Source organism: Comamonas squillarum (assembly GCF_025309455.1).
Classification (GTDB): domain Bacteria; phylum Pseudomonadota; class Gammaproteobacteria; order Burkholderiales; family Burkholderiaceae_C; genus Comamonas; species Comamonas squillarum.
The window spans coordinates 647,111-668,496 of record NZ_CP104377.1 but is presented as its reverse complement, the minus strand read 5'-3'; the positions used below and the strand labels follow the sequence as shown (position 1 = coordinate 668,496).

Annotated in this window: 28 protein-coding genes and 1 tRNA gene; 20 read left to right on the top strand and 9 right to left on the bottom strand. The window is 60.2% G+C overall.

From position 1 onward, the window contains the following. Positions 1–66: 66 nt before the first annotated feature. Positions 67–354: a hypothetical protein gene (locus N4T19_RS03130; RefSeq protein WP_260719437.1), complete on the bottom strand. Its 288-nt coding sequence runs from the start codon at positions 352–354 to the stop codon at positions 67–69. Continuing rightward, a complete protein-coding gene (locus tag N4T19_RS03125; protein ID WP_182340893.1) occupies positions 347–559 on the bottom strand; it encodes a Cro/CI family transcriptional regulator in 213 nt (70 codons plus the stop codon). The genes N4T19_RS03130 and N4T19_RS03125 overlap by 8 nt, the downstream gene beginning before the upstream one ends. Positions 560–585: 26 nt before the next feature. Here N4T19_RS03125 and N4T19_RS03120 point away from each other — a divergent pair, with 26 nt between their 5' ends. Together N4T19_RS03120 and N4T19_RS03115 are read left to right on the top strand one after the other, a co-directional pair. Continuing rightward, positions 586–1,305, top strand: coding sequence for a LexA family transcriptional regulator (locus tag N4T19_RS03120; RefSeq protein WP_260719436.1), 720 nt, complete (start codon positions 586–588; stop codon positions 1,303–1,305). Between the two features lie 24 nt (positions 1,306–1,329). Further along, positions 1,330–1,707, top strand: coding sequence for a hypothetical protein (locus N4T19_RS03115; RefSeq protein ID WP_260719435.1), 378 nt, complete (start codon positions 1,330–1,332; stop codon positions 1,705–1,707). A gap of 427 nt (positions 1,708–2,134) precedes the next feature. Here the strand turns inward: N4T19_RS03115 and N4T19_RS03110 are convergent, their stop codons facing one another. After that, positions 2,135–2,428, bottom strand: coding sequence for a hypothetical protein (locus N4T19_RS03110; protein ID WP_260719434.1), 294 nt, complete (start codon positions 2,426–2,428; stop codon positions 2,135–2,137). A gap of 532 nt (positions 2,429–2,960) precedes the next feature. Here N4T19_RS03110 and N4T19_RS03105 point away from each other — a divergent pair. The 7 genes from N4T19_RS03105 (at position 2,961) to N4T19_RS03075 (ending at position 8,389) form a co-directional block, all read left to right on the top strand. Continuing rightward, positions 2,961–3,251 (top strand): hypothetical protein, encoded by a 291-nt coding sequence (locus tag N4T19_RS03105; protein WP_260719433.1) that lies wholly within the window; start codon positions 2,961–2,963, stop codon positions 3,249–3,251. Then, positions 3,248–3,607, top strand: coding sequence for a hypothetical protein (locus tag N4T19_RS03100; protein ID WP_260719432.1), 360 nt, complete (start codon positions 3,248–3,250; stop codon positions 3,605–3,607). Before N4T19_RS03105 ends, N4T19_RS03100 begins: the two co-directional genes overlap by 4 nt. A 130-nt stretch (positions 3,608–3,737) precedes the next feature. Next, complete coding sequence (locus N4T19_RS03095) at positions 3,738–4,727, top strand: recombinase RecT (protein ID WP_260719431.1); 990 nt, start codon at positions 3,738–3,740, stop codon at positions 4,725–4,727. Beyond that, positions 4,728–6,638 carry a YqaJ viral recombinase family protein gene (locus N4T19_RS03090; RefSeq protein ID WP_260719430.1) on the top strand — a complete coding sequence of 637 codons (1,911 nt, stop codon included), beginning with the start codon at positions 4,728–4,730 and terminating at the stop codon, positions 6,636–6,638. Between the two features lie 48 nt (positions 6,639–6,686). Beyond that, positions 6,687–6,992: an HU family DNA-binding protein gene (locus tag N4T19_RS03085; RefSeq protein ID WP_182345669.1), complete on the top strand. Its 306-nt coding sequence runs from the start codon at positions 6,687–6,689 to the stop codon at positions 6,990–6,992. A gap of 67 nt (positions 6,993–7,059) precedes the next feature. Next, on the top strand, positions 7,060–7,680 hold the full coding sequence (locus N4T19_RS03080; protein ID WP_260719429.1) for a 3'-5' exonuclease: 621 nt from the start codon (positions 7,060–7,062) through the stop codon (positions 7,678–7,680). 25 nt (positions 7,681–7,705) lie between these two features. Beyond that, positions 7,706–8,389, top strand: coding sequence for a hypothetical protein (locus N4T19_RS03075; RefSeq protein WP_232539323.1), 684 nt, complete (start codon positions 7,706–7,708; stop codon positions 8,387–8,389). A gap of 61 nt (positions 8,390–8,450) precedes the next feature. Here N4T19_RS03075 and N4T19_RS03070 read toward each other — a convergent pair whose 3' ends face one another. After that, the gene (locus N4T19_RS03070; protein ID WP_182340866.1) at positions 8,451–8,753 is read right to left on the bottom strand and encodes a hypothetical protein; all 303 of its coding nucleotides are present in this window, start codon (positions 8,751–8,753) and stop codon (positions 8,451–8,453) included. A gap of 166 nt (positions 8,754–8,919) precedes the next feature. Between N4T19_RS03070 and N4T19_RS03065 the strand changes: the two genes are divergently transcribed. From N4T19_RS03065 to N4T19_RS03025, 10 genes are all read left to right on the top strand, one after another. Then, positions 8,920–9,990 (top strand): DNA cytosine methyltransferase, encoded by a 1,071-nt coding sequence (locus N4T19_RS03065; RefSeq protein WP_260719428.1) that lies wholly within the window; start codon positions 8,920–8,922, stop codon positions 9,988–9,990. A 46-nt stretch (positions 9,991–10,036) separates the two neighbouring features. Next, positions 10,037–11,149 (top strand): hypothetical protein, encoded by a 1,113-nt coding sequence (locus tag N4T19_RS03060; RefSeq protein WP_260719427.1) that lies wholly within the window; start codon positions 10,037–10,039, stop codon positions 11,147–11,149. Beyond that, positions 11,149–11,625 (top strand): XF1762 family protein, encoded by a 477-nt coding sequence (locus N4T19_RS23310; RefSeq protein ID WP_409935151.1) that lies wholly within the window; start codon positions 11,149–11,151, stop codon positions 11,623–11,625. Before N4T19_RS03060 ends, N4T19_RS23310 begins: the two co-directional genes overlap by 1 nt. Positions 11,626–12,084: 459 nt before the next feature. After that, the gene (locus N4T19_RS03055; RefSeq protein WP_182340860.1) at positions 12,085–12,732 is read left to right on the top strand and encodes an ASCH domain-containing protein; all 648 of its coding nucleotides are present in this window, start codon (positions 12,085–12,087) and stop codon (positions 12,730–12,732) included. Then, positions 12,729–12,956: a hypothetical protein gene (locus tag N4T19_RS03050; RefSeq protein WP_260719426.1), complete on the top strand. Its 228-nt coding sequence runs from the start codon at positions 12,729–12,731 to the stop codon at positions 12,954–12,956. Before N4T19_RS03055 ends, N4T19_RS03050 begins: the two co-directional genes overlap by 4 nt. 7 nt (positions 12,957–12,963) lie before the next feature. Continuing rightward, positions 12,964–13,182, top strand: coding sequence for a hypothetical protein (locus tag N4T19_RS03045; RefSeq protein ID WP_260719425.1), 219 nt, complete (start codon positions 12,964–12,966; stop codon positions 13,180–13,182). Next, complete coding sequence (locus N4T19_RS03040) at positions 13,179–13,694, top strand: hypothetical protein (RefSeq protein WP_260719424.1); 516 nt, start codon at positions 13,179–13,181, stop codon at positions 13,692–13,694. Before N4T19_RS03045 ends, N4T19_RS03040 begins: the two co-directional genes overlap by 4 nt. Further along, positions 13,687–14,193, top strand: coding sequence for a hypothetical protein (locus N4T19_RS03035; protein WP_260719423.1), 507 nt, complete (start codon positions 13,687–13,689; stop codon positions 14,191–14,193). Before N4T19_RS03040 ends, N4T19_RS03035 begins: the two co-directional genes overlap by 8 nt. 121 nt (positions 14,194–14,314) lie before the next feature. Next, the gene (locus tag N4T19_RS03030) at positions 14,315–14,539 is read left to right on the top strand and encodes a DUF4224 domain-containing protein (protein WP_260719422.1); all 225 of its coding nucleotides are present in this window, start codon (positions 14,315–14,317) and stop codon (positions 14,537–14,539) included. A 70-nt stretch (positions 14,540–14,609) separates the two neighbouring features. Beyond that, positions 14,610–15,641 carry a tyrosine-type recombinase/integrase gene (locus N4T19_RS03025; protein WP_260719421.1) on the top strand — a complete coding sequence of 344 codons (1,032 nt, stop codon included), beginning with the start codon at positions 14,610–14,612 and terminating at the stop codon, positions 15,639–15,641. 91 nt (positions 15,642–15,732) lie between these two features. Here N4T19_RS03025 and N4T19_RS03020 read toward each other — a convergent pair. From N4T19_RS03020 to tolB, 5 genes are all read right to left on the bottom strand, one after another. Continuing rightward, positions 15,733–15,808 (bottom strand) — tRNA-Lys (locus tag N4T19_RS03020). A 74-nt stretch (positions 15,809–15,882) separates the two neighbouring features. Further along, positions 15,883–16,686 carry a tRNA threonylcarbamoyladenosine dehydratase gene (locus N4T19_RS03015; protein ID WP_260719420.1) on the bottom strand — a complete coding sequence of 268 codons (804 nt, stop codon included), beginning with the start codon at positions 16,684–16,686 and terminating at the stop codon, positions 15,883–15,885. A 1-nt stretch (position 16,687) separates the two neighbouring features. Next, entirely contained in the window at positions 16,688–17,449 is a 762-nt protein-coding gene (gene ybgF, locus N4T19_RS03010) for a tol-pal system protein YbgF (protein ID WP_027011353.1), read from the bottom strand. Positions 17,450–17,458: 9 nt separating this feature from the next. Further along, the gene (pal, locus tag N4T19_RS03005; RefSeq protein WP_116927366.1) at positions 17,459–17,995 is read right to left on the bottom strand and encodes a peptidoglycan-associated lipoprotein Pal; all 537 of its coding nucleotides are present in this window, start codon (positions 17,993–17,995) and stop codon (positions 17,459–17,461) included. 59 nt (positions 17,996–18,054) lie between these two features. Then, entirely contained in the window at positions 18,055–19,368 is a 1,314-nt protein-coding gene (gene tolB, locus N4T19_RS03000; protein ID WP_116927367.1) for a Tol-Pal system beta propeller repeat protein TolB, read from the bottom strand. Positions 19,369–19,489: 121 nt separating this feature from the next. Here tolB and msbA point away from each other — a divergent pair, with 121 nt between their 5' ends. Beyond that, complete coding sequence (gene msbA, locus N4T19_RS02995) at positions 19,490–21,310, top strand: lipid A export permease/ATP-binding protein MsbA (RefSeq protein WP_409935150.1); 1,821 nt, start codon at positions 19,490–19,492, stop codon at positions 21,308–21,310. Positions 21,311–21,386 lie beyond the last annotated feature (76 nt).

The window sequence follows — 21,386 nt, the reverse complement described above, 5'->3', positions numbered from 1 at the left end:
AAACGGGACCTTGCGAACCGATCGGCGCGGGCAAAATCGCGTCAGGTCAGTCCTGCTGCGCCGCTCTCAATCCGGTGCAGCAATGCCTGCGCTCGCTGCTAAATCAAGTTCTGGGAACCGAGTCTCAGGAACACCGCAGATGGCGCAATGCCGAATGCCATTGATGGCAAAACCAATGGAGGCCGGGACATAGACGTGGCCGAGCGCCGCGCATTGAGTCACCAGCGCCTCCCGTTTGGCTTCGATCTCCTTGGATGCGGCGGCGATGATCGCTACGCGTTCGTTCGTAAGGGCTTGAAGGGCGTCAACGATCGCTTGACGCTGTTGGGTTTCGGTGCCTGCAGGTTCAAACATGAGGGACCTCCACAGACGCCCTGGCGCCCAGCACCCCGTCAGGCACAGCAATGCCACTACGGACGCATGCGGCAATCACGCGATCAACCAGCCGTGCTGGAAGCACGTCTGGCCACTGCGAAATGGCTTGCGGGTTGATACCAATGGCTTTGGCGGCTACAGCCACCGAGCCACCCAACAATTCAATGGCGTCTGCTTTTTTCATTCCCGAATGTTAGCACGCTTACAATCATGGAAGCAAGCACACTAACCATCAATACAAGTAAGCTCACTTTCGTGAGCACACTTCAAGAACGAATCGCAGAAATCATGGCAGCGGCCAATCTGACAGTCGGCCAAATCGCCGAGCTGACAGGGGTGTCGTCGTCTGCTGTTACGCAATGGAAAGATGGTCCGACCAAGACCATCAAGGCATCTCCCGCGACAAAGCTTGCCGCCAAGACGGGCTACAGCGCGATCTGGATATCCACCGGTGAAGGCGCCAAGCGTTTGGCACCGCAGCATTCGTCAATCTCGTCTGAAGTAGGTGATCGGATCGAACTTCGAGAAATGAGGAAGATACCGGTGGTGGGCGAAGTAAAAGGCGGGGACGACGGATACCTGGAAGAGCTCGAATATCCGGTGGGACATGGCGAGGGCTTTGTGCTCTACCCGACGAACGACCCGAACGCTTATGCAGTTCGGGTGCGTGGTGATTCGATGCATCCAAGATACCGGGCCGGCGAGTTCGTGATTGTCGAACCGAACATTGAACCGCAGGAAGGCGATGACGTGGTGGTGGCGTGCACCAACGGCAAGAAAATGCTCAAGCAGTTGAATTGGCGTCGGGATGGCGAAATCCAGTTGCTTTCCATCAACAATGGCTACGGCCCGCTCACTGTATATGAGCACGAAATTCAAACGATCCAGCTGGTGGCTGGCAGAGCGCGTCGCAATGCTCTGCAGTTTTAGCTCGAACGTTTACCGAGGTGCCACATGAATGAAAAGGATGTGTGCCTTGCTTCTCTCCAGCGCCATGTGCCACACACATTTGAAGCGATGCAGCACCTAGTCATGGCCATGGACGACTATGTCAAAAGCATAGGTAAGAAGACCATCTTCGGTAAGGACAAGGCTCCAGCGGCTTATGAGAAGTATCTTCAACACCTGCAGCGAACATGCCTTGCGCTACAGCGAGACGGGCAAGTCTCCCCCAGTGCAAGCTCAGAAGAAATCATACTGAAGCTGCAATCAGTCATAGCTCTGTTCAAAAGAGCGTTTCCGAATTGGCCCAATGCCTACATGTACTTTGAGTGGTCAACAACGGAAGACAAGAGCAATACTGCTGGGCTGATCACCCTTCTTGTGGGTTGAGCATCAGCGCTGTTGTGTGACTGACCTATACCGGCTACCTACGCACTGACTGCGTCCCCTACACCCAAATGCGCCGCCGCAAAGGCGGTTTTTTTTCGCCTACGCCCAGAAATGTTAGCTTACTTAAAAATATTTCGTAAGTATGCTTGACTTTGAATGTAAGCACGCTAACAATACTACTTAACGACACCATACAGCACAACAGTTCTGCAGGTGGCGCCACCGGCCAGATGGTCAACCGGCGTCGAAAGATGGGAAGGGGTAGCTGAGGCGCTACATGCGCAGTAAGTGACGACCCCGAGGAGCCATGAAGGTGCTGCCCTTGCACCGCGGAGGATGGGGCATTGTTAGGTCTGGAGCCGGGCGACCGGGAAGAGCTAGACCGAAAACCAACGCGCTTTTCCATAGAGCGCGTTGATTTTCAAGATCAACGCTTCAATCCAGTGGCGCCGCCTTGAACGAGCTTCACGCTACCGGTGGTAGACGACAAAAAGCTATCTTGGGCTTTTGTCCAGTTTGTCGGGTTCGCTTTGCGAGTCGGCTTCTTGCGTTTCTTGGTCTTGCCCGAGCGGATCCGGTCAAGGGTCGTTTTGAATCGCTCAAAGCGTTCGACCAGTTCAGGATGCTTTGCGTGCAATGCCTCCAATTCGGTTTCAGCCCCAGGCAATCCAGCCAGGGCGCGAACCCAAATCCTGTGCAGTTCTTGGTGTGGGATGTCCATGTTGCCTCCGTGCACAAGCATATACCGCCCCGTCATTTCCAGCACTTTCAGTAAACAGCAGTTTGGCTTAGGGAGCGCGTCATGTAGGAAAGATGGCCCGCACGAGCCTATCGTGCCCCGGCCTGCAGGGTTAGCAGGACCATCATTTGAGCGGCGGCGTGGAAAGCAGACACGCAGCTGTGATTCCTGGGGATTGTGTTCTGGCGAGGATGCACCCTTCGGGCACGGCTTACGCACAGCAGGAGTAGCGCCCTGCCCGCTCAAATGATGGTGTCCGCATGACCGTAGCCGGCTGGCTAGAACCCGGCCCGGAAGAAGTGACAACACCCCGGCCATGCCGGTATCGAGATTGCGCTCAATCACGAGAAGCGAAAGTAGCCCGGCCACCATCAGCCCACCCTCCCCGCCCGATACCCCTCGGGCGTTTGAGCCACCCTCACCGGTGGCTCTTTTTTATTCCCCTGAGCGCTGCCCTCCAGTCGGCGCCTTCGCCCGCCCCCACAGCGGGCTTTTTTATTTCGAGGAGAAGCCCATGAACGACTTGTCCATTCAACGCGCGCTGGCTCGCGGGCAGCGCCGCTGGGACGACATGGAGCCAGACGACGACGATCCGCCCGTTTCCATGGCCGTGCACATGGAGTTGGTTGACAAGTTCTTCAAGCTAGAGGAGCAGAAGGCTCGCCTGCTTGAAGAGGCCCGCGACCTGGCTCAAACAGCCAACCGCACCCGCTGCTGTATGGGCGACAGGATGCTGCGGCTCTGCGACGAGATAGAGGGCATTACCCCGGACCCTGAGTTATCACAAGAGGAGCCAGATGCATGAAGCGCATCCCCTTCCCCGCTGATGTCAGCGACACCACCCGCCGCTACCCGCGCACTCTGGAACAGGCCTTTGGACCGTACCAGCGCCAATCTGTGATTGTTCCCATGGGCCCGGCTGTAAGCGGCCAGGCATCAATGCCTCTCTCCGCGCTGATCATCTGCATTGCGGCAGCAGCGCTGGCCCTGCTGAGCGGCTGCACTGGCGCAGATGCTGGTGAGAAGCCCCAGCCCAAGCACCTGGTCGCCCAGCAGGAGCAGCGCCGGGCCGTCGCAGCGGCGCACCTGTGCGGCCCTGGCAAGACAGCCGTGTGGCACGACAGCTTCGAAATGCAATGCATGCGAGAGGTGAACCCTTGAGAACCATTCTTCACGCCTTCCTCTGGAGCGCCATCACGGCGCTTTCTTTTTGCGCGGCTGCCTGGCTTGCGACATCGGCCCGCGTTTTCTGATTTCCGCTCACCACCAATGACCACCACTTGAGAACACCATGACACAAACATCTAACGAGCTCGCAATCAGCGGCACCAGCAGCACTGGCCTTGTGCTCAGCAACGACACCATGGACAAGGCTTTCCGCATGGCGGAAATGATGGCCTCTGGCCGGGCCACCGTGCCAAAGCACCTGCAAGGCAGCGCCGCTGACTGCATGGCCGTAACCCTCCAGGCGCTGCAGTGGAATATGTCCCCGTTCGCAGTGGCTCAGAAGACCCATTTGGTCAACGGCACACTGGGCTATGAAGCGCAGTTGATCATTGCGGTCCTGCAGTCCACAGGCGCGATCGTTGGAGAGTTCGAGTACGAGTACCAAGGTGACGGAGACAACTTGCAGTGCCGTGCCGGAGCCACTCCTCGGGGCAAAACCCAGATCAAATGGGGCGAGTGGCTGGCTCTCAAGTCAATCACCACAAAGAACTCACCACTTTGGAAAACCAATCCACGCCAGCAAATTGCGTATTTGCAAGCGAAGAATTGGTCCCGCCTGTACACGCCCGGTGCAATTTTGGGCGTTTACACCCCAGATGAACTGGCCCACCCACAGCCAGTCGAGAAACACATGGGCCCAGTCGATGAGGTCAAGGATCCCTACCCGCAAGACCAGTTCGAGGCGAACTTCTTGAAGTGGAAAGAGGTGATCACCGGCGGCCGCAAGACCGCAGACCAGCTGATCGCCTTCACCTACTCCCGTAACCCCAACCTGGAATTCACGGAAGAGCAGGTCAAAAAGCTTCGTGCCCTGGACCTCAAGCCTGCAGCGGCTGCCCAGCAGGAAGTGACGGATGTTCAGCCCAAGAGCACGCCGGCCGCCGACGCGCCTACTCTCAGCCCCGAAAAGCTACAAGCCGACATGGCAGCCGCCACCGACTTGGAAAAGCTCTACGAGCTGGGCAGCCTGTTGGATGCCATCCCCGACGAAGCGCAGCGCCTGCGCCTGAACGAAGTTTTCGACGCTCGCGTGGCCGAGCTGGAAGGTCAATAAATGGAAGTAGTGAATCTCACACAAGGCACGCCAGGCTGGCATGCGCACCGGGCCGCCCACTTCAACGCCAGCGACGCGCCTGCGATGATGGGCTGCAGCAGCTACACCTCGCGCTCGGAGCTGATCCAGCGACTGGCCACCGGCATCGTGCCGGAAGTGGATGCGGCCACACAGCGCCGCTTTGACGCCGGGCACCAGTTTGAAGAATTGGCCCGGCCAATCGCCGAGAAGATCGTGGGTGAAGAGCTGGCACCCCTGGTGGGCACCAATGGTAAGTACAGTGCGAGCTTTGACGGCCTGACCCTGATGGGCGAGACGGCCTGGGAGCACAAGAGCCTGAACGACCGGCTGCGCGATGCAATGACGCCCAGCGCCACGGGCGCCGACCTGCCGCTGGAGTACCAGGTGCAGATGGAGCACCAAGCCATGGTCGCTGAAACTGTGGAGCGCACGCTGTTCCTGGCTAGCAAATGGGTGCTGAACCAAAGCACAGGCGAATGGATGTGCGAAGAGCAGCGCAGCTGCTGGTACACGCCGAACCCGGATCTGCGCGCCAAGATTGTGGCCGGGTGGGCACAGCTGCAGCAGGAGGTGGCAGCCTACCAGCCGGAGGCCGAAGCACCCAAGCCCGCGCCTGAGGCCAAGCTGCGCGAAGCCTTGCCGGCGCTGCGCCTGGATGCGAAGGGTGAGATCACCACCAGCAATCTGGATGAATTCAAGGCCGGTGCGCTGGCACGCATCAACAGCATCAACACGGTGCTGGAGACCGACCAGCAGTTTGCTGAGGCCGACGACGATGCCAAGTGGTTGCGCGGTGTTGCTGACGCCATGAAGCAAGCTGGCAAGCGAGTGCGCGCCAACATGCAAAGCGTGGATGAAGCGCTGACGGTACTCGAGCAGCTGGACAAGATCGCCACAACCAAGGCCCTCGATCTGGAAAAGCGTGTGAAGTCAGAAAAGGATGCACGCAAGCAGACGCTGGTGCTGCAGGCCCAGCAGGATCTGGACAGCCATACCGCCTCGCTCAACCAGCGGTTGGGCACCAACTGGCTGCCGCGCTTGGCCGGCGGATTCGCCGAGGTGATCAAAGGCCTGAAGTCGCTCGACAGCATTCGCGACAAGGTAGCGGTGGCGCTGACCAATGCCAAGGTGGACGCGAACGCGCTGGCCGACCAACTGGAGGTCAACCGCAAGCACCTGGTGCAGGACAACGGCGACTGGATAACCCTCTTTCCAGACTTCGCCACTGTGGGCGCCAAGGCCTCCGAGGACTTCCAGGCGCTGGCCGCCATGCGCATTGGCCAGCATCAGGCGGCAGAAGCCAAGAAGCTGGAGGCTGAGCGCGAGCGCATTCGCGCTGAGGAAGAAGCAAAGGCCAAACGCGAAGCAGACGCCCGAGCAGCTCAAGAAGCGGCCGAGCGGGACCGGCAGCTCGAAGTCGAGCGTGTCCGCATCCGCGCCGAAGAGCAGGCAAAGGCTCAAGCCGATGCAGCAGAAGAGCGCAAGCGCATTCAGGAGCAAGCCCAGAGCGCCAAGGCTGAGATCACTCAGGCAGCACAAACCGGGGCGCTGGGCGAGCCTGTGGCCAATGATCTTGCCCGCCTGGCCACCAGCAACGCTGCAGAGGCAGTGGCCGGGATCGACGCCAAGCAGGTGATCAATGCAGCCCAAACCAGCGCGGCAGCCCAGGCGGATGAAAGCGTGATCAGCATCGGCAAGATCAACACCACCTTGAAGGCCGGCGGCATCGATGTGCTGGTGAATGCCGGCACGCTCGACAGCCTGGGCATCAGCTACCGCAAGGAGCGCAACTCCGTCCAGATGCCTGAATCCAGCTTCCCACGCCTGTGCCTGGCCTTGGCCATGCGCCTGCAGAAGATGGCCAACGAATACACGCATCAAACCGTGTGACCACGCCGGTACCAGTGCCGGCCCCTCCCCGCGCAGCCCCTCAACAGGCTGCGCTTTTTTCATCCCGACAAGGAAACCACCGTGAACAAGTCCGAACTGATCGAACACATCGCCACCAACGCCCAGCTCACCAAAGCAGAAGCCGGCCGCGCCCTCCACGCCGTGACAGCGGCCATTACCGACACGCTGCGCAGTGGCAAATCGCTGCAGATCATGGGCTTTGGCACCTTCGAAGTGAAGCGCCGCGCAAGCCGCCAGGGCCGCAATCCTCGCACAGGCGATTCGGTGCGCATCGAAGAATCCAAGGCCCCCAAGTTCCGCCCTGGCAAGGAGTTGAAGGCGGCGGTGAACTGACCGCCACGAACTGAGCACCAGCCGCCCGCCTCGCGCGGGCATTTTTACGACCACTGAGACCCCAAAAATGACACTTGCACTCGCCTATGACACGGAGACGACTGGTCTTCCGCTGTTCAAAGAACCCAGCGAACACCCCGATCAGCCCCACATCGTGCAGCTGGGCGCCATTCTGGTTGACCTGAACACCCGGACCACCATCGCCAGCATGGACGTGATCATTCGCCCAGATGGCTGGACCATTCCTGACGAGGTGGCCCAAGTGCACGGCATCACCACCGAACGTGCGCTCGCCGTAGGCATTCCTGAGCGCACAGCGCTCGAGATGTTCATGACCTTGTGGGATGGCCGCCTGCTGCTGGGCCACAACGAGAGCTTTGATCGCCGCATCTTGCGCATCGCCCAGCATCGCTTCCCAGCCAGCGTCTGCGATGACCAGCGCGACAACTGGAAGGCCGCCAAAAGCCACTGCACGCAACTGCTGTCCACGCCTATCCTGCAGCTGCCGCCCACGGAAAAGATGAAGGCAGCGCGGCGCTTCCACCACAAGAGCGCCAACCTCCGCGAGGCCTACGAGCACTTCATGGGCAAGCCGCTGGTGGACGCGCACAGCGCGATGGCCGACTGCCGGGCAGCGCTCGATGTGTTCTTCGCCATCCAGGATCTGAAGGCGGCTCAGGCTGCTTGAAGCTTCACAACTCCAAAGGAGCACCATGCCCTTCCAACTTACTGAGCCCACCAAGGTCACGATCGTCAATGCCAACCCCCGTCGCGAGCTGCACGGCGAAGAAAAGGTCCGCGCGATCGACATTGCATTCGTGATCACCGGGTCGAACGACTTGCTGGACCTGCTCGAGCCAGGCCTGCGTGAGCACCACTTCTGCAACAAGGCGGCGCAGGCCGGCCAAGTGGAGCTGCCAGATATCGCGATACCGCTGCCCAACATCCGCCACCCACAGCTGCCGCTGGCCTACCACTATGCGAAGGGCCAAAAGTGGCGTGGCTATCGCTTCATCTGGGACTGGGGCACCGAGGGCGAACACGTTGACTTCTTGGACGCAGTGCTGTGCGGCCTGCAATATGAACTGGTGGAAGGCGGCAGCGTCACCATCAAGGGCACCATCCAGTACAACGGCGAAGAGCTGCAGGACAACGACCGCTACGGCGAACTGTCCGGACTGGCCTCCGAAGGCGAGATCTACATCAAGCTGCTGGCACCCGGCGAAGTCATGTTGGCCAAGAAGGGCTACCGCGCTGGCAAGCCTGACACACCGTCTACGGGCGGTGATAGCGACGGCGATGGCCAGCAAGACCTGGACGGCCTTGATTCCGATAGCGGCGGATTGACACCTGAGCAAGCTTTGGCAAATTCCTTTGAGGAAGACTCGCCAATCTGATCACTACCCAGTTGGGAGCATGAGCACAGGGCCTGATGGGGCCTTGTCCTTATTTTCCTTGTTAGATATCCGCGGCGACAACTGTCGGTTGCGCGATTCCTGCCATCACCTTTTCGCCTGCTATCCGGTGAATGCGCTCCCAAAAGGCGGTGTAGACAGCAAAAAGCTGTTCCTCGCTGTTGAGAACTTCGCCCCCACCAAGCTTTTCAAGTGCCAGCTCGCTAACGGAACCGTGCACCAAGACTTCATCACATAGGAAGTTGAATCCCACTCCGCGGGGATTGATGTTGTAACTGGGATCGGTATCGCACTTGTCCATAGATGCCTCTTTTCTGCTTGCCTGAAAGCCAGAGAGTTTATCCATCTTGCCCGCACCAACCGGTGCCTACTGCCAAGCGATGGAACGCGAGATCAGCATGCCATCGCTCTTTGACACGCTCGAAGCTGTCTAGCCCTCCACCACCGCCCCCAGTGGGCCCCTATTCACAGCCCGCCCTGAGCAATCGAGGCGGGCTCTTCCATTTCACCTCATGGCTGCCTACTACAACGAGATTGACAAGTTTGCTGCGCAGACGCTGCGCAATCTCATCGCTGCGGGCCACATCGCCCCGGGTGATGTTGACGAAAGGAGCATTGAAGATGTTCACCCCAACGACCTCAAGCCATACACCCAGTGCCACTTCTTCGCAGGCGTTGGTGTTTGGTCCTACGCCCTGCGCGCCGCAGGCTGGCCAGATGACCGACCTGTTTGGACCGGTTCCTGTCCTTGCCAACCTTTCAGCCAGGCAGGCCAAGGCACTGCGTTTGATGACGAGCGGCACTTGTGGCCAGCCTTCCACCACCTCATCAGCCAGTGCCGCCCTGCAGCAATCTATGGCGAGCAGGTTGCGAGCAAGGATGCAGACCCTTGGCTCGACCTTGTACACACTGACATGGAAGCCCTGGGTTATGCCTTCGGGGCGGTTGCGTTCCCGTCTGCGGGCGTCGGTGCGCCGCACATCCGCGACCGAACCTACTGGCTCGCAGTGCGTGGAACTGGGCGGCGTGTGGGTGCCGGTGGAGCTTCTGAAATCGTGGCCGACGCCAGCGGCGCGAGACTTCCGAACGTCCAACTTAAAGCCGTTTTCAGAGAGGGGCGGCGGCAAGAAGGGCGAGCAGCTGAACAACGCGGTAGTTCACCTGTTGTCGGGCTGGCCAACACGGCAGACCAGCGACAGCACGGGCGGCGGCCAGGCCAAGCGAGCGATGGGGGAAACGCGGCACGGCTCCAACCTGAACGACTTCGCAATGCTGGCGGGATGGACAACGCCGAGCGCCTCGGACTCGACCAGATCGGGAACGGGGATCACCGAGGGAATGACGGGCAGCTCCCTGGCCCAGCAATGCAAGGAAGCGCAGGGCCCGGCCCGGTTAACGGCCTCTGGCGAGCTGCTGATTGGCTCCTCTGCCGGGATGGTAAATGGAGGCCAGTTGAACCCGGCACACAGCCGCTGGTTGATGGCGCTTCCGCCCGAGTGGGACGCCTGCGCGCCTACGGAAATGCCATCAACGCGAAAGCCGCGCAAACCTTCGTCGAAGCAGCAATGAGCTGCATCCCATAGATTCCAAGCCCGTCCTTAGCGGGCATTTCCATTTCTGGAGCCCAACATGGCTGAAAACAACTCTTCCGCTCCCCTCAAGACTGCCGAGGGGGCTTATCCAGCACTGCCAAAGCCAGACTACCCGGCCCAGTTCGATGGCCACGGTGGCGAGCAATCAAGCGATGAGAGCTACAGCGCCGAGCAGATGCGCGCCTACGCGGCCCAGGCAGTGGCAGCACAGACGCCCGCAGATCCCATGAACTGGCCGCTACCCTGCGATGTGACGGTCGGCCACGGAACTATGCGCAAAGGGGTGAAGCTGAGCACCCTGGTGCTCCGCATGAAAGCCCTCTACAAGATGGCGACGGGCGAAGATGCAGACGAGGTGGCAGCTCGCTCACCAGAGGTGCGGGCACGCATGCTGGCAGCGTTCCAGGCGCAGGTTGGCGCCAAGCCCGTAGTTTGCGATTCTGTGCACATTGCCGATTCCGGCAAGACGGCCACCCCAACCCTTCCAGCTACCGAGGATTCCTCGGCAGGTGACCTGGCCCACCACGGTATGACGCCGCGCGACAAGGCTACGCAGGACCAGATTGCCGCCGTCATGCTGCAGCACGGCACACCGGAGCAGCAGCTACAGGCGCTGGCAACCTGCTGCAACGTTTCGCCCGACAGCATCAAGGACATGGTTGCCGCCGCCCAGGCAGAGGTGCAGGCCGAGCCGGTGACCCGCGTGTATCTAGTAAACACAGGTGAAGTGCGCAATGGCCTTGAACTATACGAACGCCACGACGGTCCCGTGCCGCTGGCTGAGTATGAGACGCTCTACACAGCACCCCAGGCCCAGCCCGCTGATGCGCTGACCCAGGCTGCACTTGATGTCCTGGCCGAACGCCGGCGTCAGGTCGAAGCCGAAGGATGGACGCCGGAGCGCGATGACCAGTATGTGCATGGCGATATGGCTTCTGCCGCTGGCTGCTACGCGATGTTCACCCAGGCCTATCCCAAAGGCGACCCACACCATTCTTGGCCTTGGGACAAGGCTTGGTGGAAGCCCAGTAAAGACGCGCGCCGCAACCGCGTCAAAGCCTGCGCACTGCTCTTGGCCGAGATCGAGCGACTTGACCGCGCCGCCATGGCTGCAGCCCAGGAAGGCGGCAATGCCGCAAAGGAGGCGTGATGGAACTGCGACCCATAACGCGAGCAGACGCAGACGCCTTCATCAAAAAGCACCATCGCCACCACGGGGCACCAGTAGGAGCTCTCTGGCGGCAAGGCTTACACGACTCTGATGGCGTGCTGATTGGCGTGGCGGTTGTTGGCCGCCCAGTTGCGAGGGCTCTGGATGATGGCTTGACTTGCGAGGTGACTCGCATGTGCACCGATGGCTCTGCAAACGCCTGCAGCATGCTCTACGCCGCAACACGAAGGGCTGCAGAGGCCAAAGGTTTCCGGCGCGGCTTGACCTATATCCTGGCCAGCGAACCCGGAGCCAGTCTGCGGGCAAGCGGCTGGCAACTCCTTTGGGATGTGCGTGGGCGTAGCTGGAATTGTGAAAGCAGACCGCGCACAGACAAGCACCCCACAGAAGATAAGTGCGCATACGGATGGGGAGCATGGCCTGCTCAGACCAAACCACAGAAGGTGAGCACATGAGCATTCAAGGTTTCAAATTCCGACCCGTGAGTTGGAACGACATTAGCAAACCCGGGGCACCGCTTGTCGGCTGGGGGATATCTCGCAAAGCACCAGGTGAGCGCCGGTACAAGCCATGCGGCTACCAGGGAAAAGTCCATCCATTCGAGACAGAGAAAGAGGCCAAGGCCGTGTGCGCCCGGCTGAATCTTCAGGCAGCCCAGCGCGCCCAACAGAGGGAGGGTCAGTGATGCGAGCCCTACTCCTCATCGCTATCGCAGGCGCGGCATACAGCCAGCCAATCACCATGCAGCAGTTTTACCACTTCACTGGCCACGTCGTACCTGGCGCAGTCGCTGCGAGGTGCGAACAGGCTGGCGGCTGCTATGTGCTCACACACAAGGAACTGATGGACGGCCTTCAATCTGCGCATCGCGCGGGGCAAAGATCGGCCCAGGCCCAACCACAGAAGGACAGCAAATGAAAGAAACCGGCTTGATGTTCAAGGCGCCGCTGGTGCGTGCCATTCTGAGCGGCCAAAAAACACAGACCCGCCGCATCGCCAAAGACGTGCGCCACCCTGACCTCGGTAACTGGTACACGCCTGGCGCCCTGGCGCTTGAGGGTGAGCCGCCGCATGTGATTCATCGGGCATGCCCATTAGGCCAGCCCGGCGACCGCATCTATGTGCGCGAGACATTCTTGCAAGGCTACGACTACGACCCAGTTGCCGACCGACTGAAGCAATATGACGAAGACGGGAACGAGCTCCCCAAAAAGACCTGGTTTCGAGCTACCGACAACCATATTTCATGGACCGATGAGGACGGCTGGGAAACCAACACCCCGTGGAAGCCTGCCATCCACATGCCCAAAGCGCTCGCTCGCATCTGGCTGGAGATAACCGGCGTGCGCGTGGAGCGGCTGCAGGCCATCAGCGAGGAAGACGCCGAGGCCGAGGGAGTTGGCTTTTTGCGCTCAGTGCCCGACGCTGATGAAACGCTTACCGCGAAGCAACTGTTTGAGTGCCTATGGGACTCGACCGGCGGCGATTGGGCCGCGAACCCGTGGGTGTGGGTCATCGACTTCAAACGCATCGACCAGCCCGCCCCCAAGGAAGCACCATGACCAGACGAATAGCAATTATCGGAAGCGGCCACATGGCTGCGATTGTGGCCCTCGTGCTGGCTGATACACGGATGACGGTCGTGGATGCTCAAGAACACTTTCCAGCAATCAAAAATCGAAACATGCGCAGCCCTGATTTGAACCGAACGCAAAACGCATGGTCTGGCAAACGCCGGCGCGCGCAGTGGAAGGATGAACAACAGCGCCGTGGACGGCAACGATAGGAACACGATGACCGAAAAGCAAATGACAGAAAGCCTTGGCGACGCACTGCCACAGGAAATCCAGCGAGTGCAAGAGCTGATACCAATGTATGAATCAGTGCAAATGGGGTTCATAGCTGCAGGGCTTATGCGTGAGTCAATCCGAGCCGCACATGAGGCGATGATCGCTGGCGATGTTGTCGCAATGCTCCAGGCATACGGAGATCTGAAAGGCTACAAGGCATGACCGACAAGACAGAAGCACAGCCCGAAGCGCTGCGAGTAGCTGCATGGCTCATCAATGCACCCTTCAAGACCACGCACGGCGATATGTTAGTTGGAGGCAGAGAGCTACGCCGCCTTCACGCCGAAACCGAGGCCCAAGCTGCCCGCATCGCAGAGCTAGAGGCCCATCTATCAGCGCGGCAGGCTGCGCCGGATGGGTGGCGCCTGGTGCCGGTGGCGAGCACAGCAGCAATGGAATGGGCGTTCCGAAGCGCCGAGGTGCGTTACAGCAATGGTGCAGGCCGCATGCTTCCAATGGACCCGCACAGCGCGTTCAAGGCCCAATACCGGGACATGCTCTCAGCCGCCCCTCCCCCACCTGAGCGGGAGCCGCTGACGGATCAGCAGGTTGAAAAACTACGGCAAAACACTTTCAGCACAGACAATCCATTCTGTCCTTGCGACAGAAAAACAATGCAGAAAGCTGTCAGGGCAGCAGAGCGCGCGCACGGAATAGGAGCCGCCAATGGCTAAAGCCACCACCAAGAGCGGTCAACGACAGCCAACCCACAGCCGCGCCATGAAAAACGGCATCTACCGCAAAGCTTCGCCCATTGAGGCCTTGATGGTGCGCCAGAGTATGCAGGCAGATGTAGTCAACCTCGGCCTGCACTGCATGATGACCGACCACGGTAGCGAGCAGCCCGAGATGCTGGCCAGCCTTGCCTATCTGATCGGGATCGGCGCGGAGATTGCGCGAGCCATACCTGTGGCCGGCAACAACCGACCCGGCCTGCACCAGGCGCTGGCCGCCGTGGTAGACATGGCAGTGGATGGCCACCGCTGGGACTCAAGCTGGGGAGCGCAGCTCTCGCATGCCGTTGAGATCAGCATCGACCTATTCTGCAGCTATCGAAACCTGGGCCGCCGCTTTGAGCCGGGCGCCCGCCTGCTCTCGCACGAGGTCAAGGCCGGCACCGTGGGCACAGATGCGATCAGGCCTGTGGAGCTTCCAAGCGAGGCCCTTCAATGAGCCGATCAATAGCAATGAGCAGACGGGCGCGCCAGCGCGGCGATAAACGCGACCGCTGGAAAGAGCCCACCGATCAACCCGAGCCCGCACACAGCGGGCTTTTTTAATGGAGAGTACGGCCATGTCTACCCTCTTTCTGAACGAAGCCGAGCTGGCTGTGTTGACCGGCCGGAAATACAAGACGCGCCAGATTGAATGGCTGCGCACCTCTGGGATTCCATTTCGCGTGAACGCGCGCGGCCATGCCATCGTCACCCGGGGCGCTGTTGAAGGCCGGAAGCCAGAACCCGAGCCGACCGCAATAGAACCATTGCGGTGGACGCCGCGCGTGGTGGGGGCTAGGTGAGATGGGACGCAAACCAAGCCGCTGGACAAATCTTCCGCCAGGCATGCGCGCCAGAGAGCGAGGCAAGAAAGTGCACTACTACCTGGACACCGGCCAAAAACCACGGCGGGAGATCCCCTTGGGATCCGACTACGTGTTGGCCGTCCAAAAATGGAGTGAGCTGACAGCCGCCAAAAAGCCGCGCGCTGCCCAGCGCACCTTCCTGGATATCGTGCCTGTATATCGAGCCAAAGCATTGCCACTTAAGGCTCCGCGCACAAGAGTGGATAACGAAAAGGAGCTTATTTGGCTTCTGAAATTTTTCGGAGATCCACCGGCCCCGCTGGACGACATCGAGCCCGTGCACATCCGCCAGTACATGGATTGGCGGATTCAAGAAGCGCGCAAGGTGGCTCAGGAAGAAAACAGGGAGCGCTCAGCAAAGGGGCTGAAGGCTTTGGCGATCCCGCCAAACTTCGGCCATGTGCGCGCGAACCGCGAGAAGTCGCTGTTCTCTCATATGTGGAATTTCGCCCGCAGAGAGGGCATCACCAAGCAGCCAAATCCATGCGCTGGCATCGAGAAGTTCAAGGAAAAGGGTCGAGATACTGTCATTGGCGACGCCCTGCTGGACAGAATCATGCCCTTCGCAGCTCCGCCATTGCGGTTCGCGATACGCCTGGCCAAGCTCACCGGTCAGCGGCCGGCCGATGTGCTACGCATGAGCGAAAACAATGTGGTCGGCAGCATTCTCCATGTCAAGCAAGGGAAGACATACACCAAGCTACGCATCGAGATTATCGAAGGACTGGCGGTGCTCATGGATGAGATCCGGGCTTACAAGCAGTCCGTTATGTCCCGATCCCATCATTTGCTCGTGAACGAAAAGGGGGAAACATTGACCACGTACATGCTGCGAGTCCGCTTCGATGATGCCCGTGAAGCCGCAAAGATTCCCAAAGCAGAATTTCAGTTCCGTGACCTGCGCGCTACGGCCGCCACGACTCTGGATGACAGCTCTGGCATCAGGGACGCGCAGGCATTGCTGGGCCACACGACCGAGTCCATGACTGCGAAATACATCCGCCACAAGGTCGGCAAGAAAGTGAAGCCCGCCGGATAATTGCGGAACAGCACCAGTAATTGCGGAACAACTGCAAAGAAAAAAGCCCTTGCACGATTTGCGCAAGGGCTTGATTCATATGAATAATGTTTGGTGGGTCCTGCGAGATTCGAACTCGCGACCAACGGATTAAAAGTCCGCTGCTCTACCGACTGAGCTAAAGACCCGCCGTGTTTGCTTGACAAATTCCTAAGAACTGGTCTTGCTCACAACAGACTTAAATTATAGCGTAGGTTTTTTGTCATTTTGGGGAAAGTGCCAACTTTTCCAGAATCCAGCTGGCCGCGCACATTCCGAAGGTCGCGGTCACCGCCACCGATGAGCCATAACCGTGGCAGTTCAGCGAGCCATCACCATCCACGGCGCAGGAAGGGTCGGGGCCGGCCACGGCCTCCTGGCTGTAGATGCAGGCCACATTCATTTTCTTGCCATCCTTGGGGGCGCCATATTCTTTGCGCAAGCGGTAGCGCACCTGGGCCAGCAAGGGGTCGTGCGTGGTCTGTGACAGGTCGGCCTGCTCCACCTTCCAGGCCAGGCGTTTGCCGCCTGCCGCACCGATGCATACAAAAGGACGCTGGTGGCGCCGCCCCCAGTTGGCCATTGCCGCCTTGGCACGCACCTGGTCACAGGCGTCGACAAAGCCGTCAACGCCATCGAGCAATGCGGCGCAGTTATCGGCAGTGAGGAAGTCCTCTACCACCTCAACTTCACAATGGGGGTTGATCTGGCGGATGCGCTCGCGCATCGCGTCGACCTTGGCCATGCCAATGGTGTCTGTCAGCGCGTGGATCTGGCGATTGATGTTGGACTCGGCCACATTGTCCAAGTCGATCAGGCGAAGCCTGGCAACGCCACTGCGGGCCAGGGCCTCGGCCGTCCAGGAGCCCACGCCCCCGATGCCGATAACGGCGATAGCGCTTGCGCGCATTTGCGCGGCAGGCGCAACGCCAAACAGGCGGTCCAGCCCGCCAAAGCGCCTTTGTGGGTCAACGTCCGCCTCGGCGTCCTGCCGATCATCGGGCGCCGATGGAGACGGTGCACTCATATCACTTCAGCTTGGAGAGGCGCTCTTTGGCAGCTGCTGCCGCATCGCTTTGCGGGTAGGCAGCAATCAGGTCTTCCAAGGTCTTGCGGGCGGCCTTGGTGTCCTTGAGCTCGATCTGGCAGTTGGCAATGGACAGTGCCGAATCAGGCGCACGCATATGCTCGGGCGCTTGGGCCAGGATCAGCTTGAAATTGTCGATGGCGGGCTTGTAGTCGCGGGTGGCATAGTAGGCGTTGCCCAGCCAAAAGCGTGCCGATGGCACATAGCCACTCTTGGGGTAGCGCTGGATGAAGCTGCTGAACACGCCAGCGGCATCGGCAAACTTGCCGGTGCGAAACACGCCCAGCGCGGCTTCGAAATCACGCTTTTCGGCAGGATCGGCCTTGAACTCCTGCCCATCTACGGTGACCGAAACGGGTTCAAACTGCTGGAGCCGGGCTTCGACGCCCTTGGCCAAATCAGTCTGACCGCGCTTCAGATCGGCAACCTCACGTCGCAGCGTCTCGTTTTCACCGCGCAACTTGTTCATCTCGCCACGCATGGATTCAATCTGCGATTGAAAGTCCAGCAGGCTGCGACGCACTTGCGAGGTGTCCTCACCATTTTGGTTGTTGCCTTGCGTCAGCTGATCGACACGCTGGCGCAGTTCAATGATGGCGCGACGTGCGTCGCCATCTTCAAACAAAGCGGCTTGGGAGGTGCTTGCACAGGCCATCAACGCGGCCAGTGCAATCCAACGGGGAGTACTGCGAGTGAGGTTCATGGAGCCTTATTAACGGTAGTTCAGTTCAACGCGGCGGTTTTGTGCGTGCGCATCTTCCGAGCTACCTTCAGCAGCCAGCTTTTCCTTGCCGAAAGACACGGCTTCGAGTTGGCTGTCGCTCACGCCCAGCACGTTCAGCGAACGACGCACGGCTTCAGCACGCTTTTGGCCCAGGGCCAGGTTGTACTCACGGCCACCGCGGTTGTCGGTGTTGCCTTCGAGCATGACCTTGCGCGAAGGGTTGGCCTTCAGGAAACGTGCATGTGCGTCCAGCATCGATTGCGCATCGGGCTTGACCGAGTAGCTGTCGAAGTCAAAGTACACAATGCGTGCAACGCCGACAGGGCCTTGGCCGTTGGCTGCGCTGTTGTTCAGGTCCACACCACCAACGGTACTTTGGCCAGCACCACCGGCGCCAGCGCCTTGACCGGCGGTAGCAGCACCCTTGTCTTCCACAGGTGCGTTATCCAGCGGAGGCGCAGAGCTGCAACCAGCCAACACGGCAGCGGCCACCAGGGCCAGCGAAGCTTTCTTCAATGACAACATGTAAAACTCTCCGAAACGAATTTCTCGTATAAAAATAATTGACTCGCCAAAAACCAATCTTAGGGCTGGTATGGGCCCCAATCGGGCTCCCGTATGTCTCCGCTCTGCCCTGCCAGTCGTGCTTTGATCTTGCCGTCCAGCGTCGTGGTCATGAGGGCTTCACGACCGCCTTCGCGGGTTGCATAGACGATGAGTCGGCTGTTCGGAGCAAAACTGGGGCTTTCATCGCTCGTGGTGTCGGTGACCGACGCCACAGTGCTGGAAGCCAGATCCATGACCTGCAATTTATATCCACCACCGGCGCGGGTGATGTAAGCAAGTGTCTTGCCATCAGGACTGATGGAAGGAGAAATGTTGTAGGACCCGCTGAACGTCACGCGCTCTGCACCGCCGCCTTGCGCGCCCACGCGGTAGATCTGCGGCGCACCGCCACGATCGCTGACGAAGTAGATATAGCGGCCATCCTTGGAGTACGTTGGCTCGGTGTCGATGCCGCTGCTTTGCATCAGACGGCGAGGCTCACCCCCGCTCGAAGGGATGGTGTAGAGCTGCGAGCCGCCATCGCGGCTCAAGGTCACCGCCAAGGTGCTGCCATCGGGCGACCAGGCTGGCGCGCTGTTGGAGCCACGGAAATTGGCGATCAGGCGGCGGCGGCCGGACGAGACCTCGTGCACATAGACCACGGGCTTGCGCGACTCGAAAGACACATAGGCTAGTTGCGTGCCGGCAGGCGACCAGGTGGGCGAGATGATGGGCTCGGGGCTGGCCAGTGCCGACTGTGCATTCTCGCCATCCGAATCGGCTACCCAGAGGGTGTAGCGCGGACCGGCCTTGGTCACATAGGCAATGCGGGTCGAGAACACGCCCTTTTCGCCGGTGATTTTTTCGTAGATGTAGTCCGAGATCTTGTGCGCAACCAAGCGCAGATCCGCCTGCGGCACGCTGTAGCTCTGACCGCCCATGTCCGCGCCCTTGACGGCATCCCACAAGCGAAAGCGCACGTCAAAGCCATTGGCGCCACGGCTCACACTGCCGACCGACAGGTACTCGGCGCCGGCGGATGACCACCTGGCCACATCGGGGCGAGAGCTCTCGTCCAGCTGTTCGCCCGATGCGTCAACGGGCTTGAAGAGACCGCTGCGGATCAGATCGGCCTGCACGATCGCAGAGATCTTTTGCGGCGACGCATCTTCGCCCCGAAACTTGGGCAAGGCGATGGGGATTTGCTTGATGCCAACGCCACTGATCTCAACCCGGAACTGCGCCAGGGCGGGGACTGCAGGGGCTGCGAGCGCAGCACCCAGTACGTGACGACGATGGAAGAGCGGCTTGGCCGCCTCCGAGATGAGAGATGGGAAGCGTGTTTTAGTCATTACCGACCATCATAAATGCGCTATGCATGACAAGCCCTGAAGGCTGCAGGATGTTACACACCCCACAAATTCTTTATTATCGTCCAACGTCGACAGCCGTGCATTTTAGAATCACCTCTACATGTCCACAACCGAAAAACCATCTTCTGCACGTGCGTCTGAGGCATCTTCCAGCACCGAAGGCCACAAACCGGCTGGCAGCGTTGCGCAGATGCCACTGCGCGCACGCCTGTCGCGCCTGGCGCCCTACTTTGGCTACCAACGCTGGACCTGGGTGCTTGCCATTCTCGCGACCATCGTTGTAGCGGGCACCGAGCCGGCCATCCCGGCCCTGCTTAAGCCTTTGCTCGACCAGGGCTTTACCGGTGGCACCTTGCCGCTGTGGGCTGTGCCTGTGACCATCGTCGGCGTCTTTTTCATCCGAGGCCTGGCGCAGTTCATCAACCAATATGCGCTGGCGCGCATTGCCAATGACGGCATGATGCGCCTGCGCGAGAACCTCTTTGGCCGGGTGCTTGATGCGCACCTGGGGCTCTTTACCAAGCAGTCTGCCAGTGCGCTGTCCAACACCGTGGTGTATGAGGTGCAAAACGGCTCCACCCTGATCGTGCAGGCCTTGCTGATGCTCTCGCGCGATGGCTTCACCGTCATTGCGCTGTTGATGTACCTGCTCTACCTCAACTGGCAGCTGACCCTGATCGTGGCTGTACTGCTACCCAGCGTGTCGTGGATCATGAAAAAGCTCTCCAAGCGCCTCTACCACATCACCAAGGCCAGCCAGCAAGCCACCGATGAGCTGGCCTATGTGGTCGAGGAGAACGTGCTCGCGCACCGCATGGTGCGCATCCACGCCGCCCAGTCCAGCCAGTCCGGTCGCTTCCAGATTCTGAGCCGCAAGCTGCGCCAGCTCGCCATCAAGGCCACCATCGCCTCGGCGGCGATGACGCCGCTCACCCAGCTACTGGCCGCTGTTGCGCTGTCTGCGGTGATCTGCATTGCGCTGTGGCAAAGCCGCACCACCGGCATCAATGCCAAGGATGTGACCGTTGGCGGCTTTGTGGCCTTTATCTCGGCCATGCTGATGCTGATTGCGCCTATCCGTCGCCTGGCCGATGTGGCCAATCCGCTCACGCGAGGCGTTGCCGCCTTGGAGCGCGGCCTCGGTCTGCTCGAGGAAATCCCGCCAGAGCAAGGCGGTGGCTACAAGACCGAACAAGCGCGTGGCGCCATCGCGCTGCAGGATGTCAGCGTGGCCTTTGGCGAAGACAAAGCCCCGGCGCTGCGCCACCTGAGCCTGACCATCCACCCCGGTGAAGTCGTGGCGCTGGTGGGCCCCTCGGGCGCTGGCAAGACCACGCTCGTCAACCTGCTGCCGCGTTTTGTGGAGCCCAGCGACGGCCAGATCAGCATTGATGGCGTGGCCCTGGCCGAGTGGGACCTGCCCAACCTGCGCAACCAGTTTGCGATGGTCAGCCAGGATGTGGTGATGTTCAATGACACCATCGCTGCCAACGTGGCGCTGGGCCAGGACATCGATGAAAAACGCCTGCTCGAATGTCTGGCTGCCGCCAACCTGCAGGACTTTGTCGAGCGCCAGCCCCAGGGCATCCACAGCATCGTTGGGCACAATGCCAACCAGCTGTCTGGCGGCCAGCGCCAGCGCCTGGCCATTGCCCGGGCGCTGTACAAAAATGCGCCGATCCTGATCCTCGATGAAGCGACCTCGGCGCTAGACACCGAATCCGAGCGCCTGGTGCAAGAAGCCCTCTCACGCCTGATGCAGGGCCGCACCACCTTGGTCATCGCCCACCGCCTGTCCACCATCGAACACGCAGACCGCGTGGTGGTGATGGAGCGCGGCCAGGTGGTCGAGCAAGGCACGCACCAGCAACTGCTTGACCTGGGCGGCCTGTACGCGCGGCTGCAGTCTCGTCCGCACTGAACCACCTAGGCATCCCCGCGCAACCCAACATCTGCTTACCGCGCCAAACCACAGCGGCGGTTGGCAGGTGTTGGCT